Raw genomic sequence first — 3,322 nt, forward strand, 5'->3', positions numbered from 1 at the left:
TCGATCACGCGTTGCGGCTTGCAATTCAAAAACACTTATCAGGAAACGCGAAGGAAAAGCGGCGACTGAAGCTGCGTTCCACCAGATTCAGGGAAGTCTCGAAGCAGATAGGCCGCTGGAGATCGTGCAGATTGACCACACCAAAGTTGACCTGATGCTGGTTGACGATGTTACTCGTGCGAGCATCGGTAGGCCTTGGTTGACGTTGGTGATGGATATTCACACGCGTATGGTTCTCGGGTTCCTTCTGTCTCTTGAAGCTCCCAGCACCACTTCAGTCGCGCTTGCCCTTACACAGGCGGTTCTCCCCAAAGATTCCTGGCGTGCGGAGCGCCTAATCGAAAACAGCTGGCCAACGTGTGGGCTCCCTCGCTGTGTTCATGTCGATAATGGAGCGGAGTTCCATAGCCGTGCGTTCGAGCGTGGTTGTGAGCAACACGGCATTCAGATTGCTTATAGACCGCCCGCCACTCCACGTTATGGTGGACACATAGAACGTTTGATGGGCACGCTGATGCACCGCATTCAGGCATTACCAGGCACCACATTTTCGAATGTTGTGGAGAGAGGGGATTATCGCTCCGAAGAACGTGCATGCCTGTCATTTCGAGAGTTTGAACGCATATTGGCGCTGGAAGTGCTTGGTCCGTATCATAATGAAATTCATCGTGGTCTTGGCCAGCCTCCTATAGCAAAATGGACGTCGAGCATCGAAACAGCTGCTTCCCGATATCCTTTGGATGCCCAGGCCTTTCTTCTTGATTTTCTTCCCTATGAAACACGGGTGATACGACGCGATGGTGTTCGGTTATTCAATATCCAATACCAAGATGGAGGCCTTGCACATCTGCTTGGGCGTCCCGATACGCGTTTGCGAGTGAAATACGATCCCCGTAATCTTTCCTCTGTTTATGTCGAACTGCCTGATGGCGACCATGTCAGAGTTCCATACGCAGATTTACGTCGCGAACCTATTACTCTGTGGGAACATCGTACGGCGGTTCGCCGTCTGAAAGATGAGGGGCGTCGCAGTGTAGATGAAACCTCAATTTTTACCGCCATTCGGGAACAACGCGCTATTCTTGAGGAAGCGCGCGGTCAGAGCCGTGAGGCACGCAGGAGTGTCGTTCGTCGTGAAGTGGCCCACAGACATGCTGGCAGTGCACCAGAACCATTTCCTGCTGGGGCAACAGAAGAGGATGCAGACCGTATCCCGATGCCGCCACCAGGCGCTCATAGCGGTGTGGAGATCTGGTAATCATGTGCCCTGCAGAATGGTTGCATCTTCCAGAAGACGTAAGACCACTTGCTGCATTGGGGAGCGAAGAGAGGATCCGCCATATCCGCGCCAAGCGTTGGGTGGATTACCCCCATGCTGACCGCGTAATGAGGCGCCTCAATGAGATTTACGCCCAACCACGATCAGAGCGTATGGAAAATATGCTTCTGATCGGCCATAGTGGCATGGGGAAAACGACGCTTGTCCGGAAGTTCGAACGTACCCACACTGTCAGAGTTGGGAATAGCGGGACATGCCGCCTACATCCCATAGTCGTCATGCTAATGCCACATGACCCAACAGGACCTCGCTTTTTTGCACAGTTGCTCAAAGCAATCGGCGTTCCCACAATCGACAGCTTCGAGAGAACAGCCCCACGCGAGTCAACGGTTCTGCGTGTGTTGGCCGAAGTGCAGGCTAAAGTCATTGTTATTGACGAGATGAATTCTGTTTTAGCGGGTACGGCCCGTCAGCAACGATTGTTTCTGCAATTGCTGCGCTGGCTGTCGAACGAGTTACGGGTTGCTCTGGTGGGGATTGGTGTACCGGAAACCCGGCACGCTTTGCTTTCTGATGATCAATTACGAAACCGTTTTATGAATTTGGAACTTCCTGCATGGGAAAATGGTGAGGACTTCAGTCATTTCGTGACAAGGTTGGTATGGAGCCTGCCGTTACGAGAACCGTCGCCTGTCGACTCCCGACGGTTAATGAAGATGCTGATCGGGCGCACAGGAGGTATTACTCTCGGCACATGCAAGGCGATTGAACGTGCCGCCATCATGGCTATTCGTTCTGGAGCAGAACGTCTGGATTATCAGGCTTTCGAGCACGCAGAAGTTTGGGACGGTATTGAAGCACCTGTGTTGATGGCGGGACATCGAAGGAAATCTCGCCTTGGCTAAAGAGGGAACACCGTCATCCCTCCCAATCATTCCGTTTCCACACAGAGCAGAAGTGTTTTCCTCGTGGCTAGCCAGACTGGCTGCCCGCTACGATCTCCGTGCCGATCACCTTGCTGTTCATGCCGGATATCCTCTCCGAGGGGCAAGGGAACTGGACTGTTATCTGCTGAACCAGGCGGATCGTGCCCTTGTAGACATGACAGGTCTATCTCATCGCTCAATCAAGACGATGCGATGTGCTAGGCCACAAGCACGTCTATGGGTTCGAGATCATCCCGTATGGTGTCGGCAGTGTGTACGGGAAGATCTGCTAAAGGGAGATGAGCCCTGGGAGCGGCGGGTGTGGCGAACAGGGGCGACTGTGTTCTGCGAGCATCATCGACGACTTCTGGAAGAGGTCTGTCCACGATGCAACAAGATAGATAAGGGGTGTCTTTTTCTCAGTGACAAAGGACGGATGCAGCCGCTGTGCGCTGTCAAAGGTGACAAAATTAGTTTGTGGGGAAGAGCACCAGATGATCAGCTTCCTTGGGGTCTGACAGCAGACAGAACAATGTTACGGTGCGTGAAAGCTCTGAGCATGGATCTCAGTCGCAGCCTTGTTGGGCAGACACTTCGCGCACAATGGCGTGGTGTCAGCAGAGAACGCTGTCTGACGACAATTGTTGAAGAACTTACGCTGATGATACTGATCACGATCAATCATCTTCCAAAACCTCAACCGCCGCTTTGCTGGATGCTGGAGCAGCCGGACTGGAAAGCCTCGTTCCGTTATACACCGGCCATGCTGCCAGTTTCTCTGGCAGCCAGCATTATCGTGCTTGCTTCGGTAATATTGTCCGACCACCAGTTTCTTGAAGAACGCATTTTCTGGGATCCTTCAGGATGTCAGATTGCCTGCGAACTACTTACGCCGGAGAGCTATGTGATGTGGCTGCATCCGAAAGTAAGATCATGGGGCCGACAGATCGTCACTGCACCGTTTGGCTTGTAACTTAATTAAGGAATTTTTTCACCTAATTAAGGTTACTTTTGGTGTGGTTTGGCGGCGTGGAAGCCGGGATTCACCTAATTAAGGAATTTCGACAACAAACCTCCCTTTTTCCGGGAGCCCATCTACATGCGATAAGTGGAATTA

The 3,322-nt window shown here is 52.3% G+C and carries 3 protein-coding genes and 1 pseudogene; all 4 read left to right on the forward strand.

From position 1 onward, the window contains the following. A partial coding sequence (locus CSR02_RS11995) for a Mu transposase C-terminal domain-containing protein (RefSeq protein WP_099541788.1) occupies window positions 1-1,258 on the forward strand: 1,258 nt, incomplete at its 5' end. 2 nt (window positions 1,259-1,260) lie between these two features. Next, complete coding sequence (locus tag CSR02_RS12000; protein WP_020936725.1) at window positions 1,261-2,184, forward strand: TniB family NTP-binding protein; 924 nt, start codon at window positions 1,261-1,263, stop codon at window positions 2,182-2,184. Further along, a pseudogene (locus CSR02_RS17040) lies at window positions 2,177-2,563 on the forward strand (TniQ family protein); the annotation flags it as partial. The gene CSR02_RS12000 and the pseudogene CSR02_RS17040, both read left to right, overlap by 8 nt. Before the next feature lie 201 nt (window positions 2,564-2,764). Beyond that, window positions 2,765-3,178, forward strand: coding sequence for a hypothetical protein (locus CSR02_RS17045; RefSeq protein WP_231862538.1), 414 nt, complete (start codon window positions 2,765-2,767; stop codon window positions 3,176-3,178). Window positions 3,179-3,322: the final 144 nt, after the last annotated feature.

The sequence above is a fragment of the Acetobacter pomorum genome (genome assembly GCF_002738225.1).
GTDB classification, from domain to species: domain Bacteria; phylum Pseudomonadota; class Alphaproteobacteria; order Acetobacterales; family Acetobacteraceae; genus Acetobacter; species Acetobacter pomorum.

What these genes read in the sequence shown, in the direction of transcription:
- CSR02_RS17045 (WP_231862538.1), top strand. Translation starts at nt 2,765, where the DNA reads ATGGATCTCAGTCGCAGCCTTGTTGGGCAGACACTTCGCGCACAATGG.
- CSR02_RS12000 (WP_020936725.1), top strand. Translation starts at nt 1,261, where the DNA reads ATGTGCCCTGCAGAATGGTTGCATCTTCCAGAAGACGTAAGACCACTT.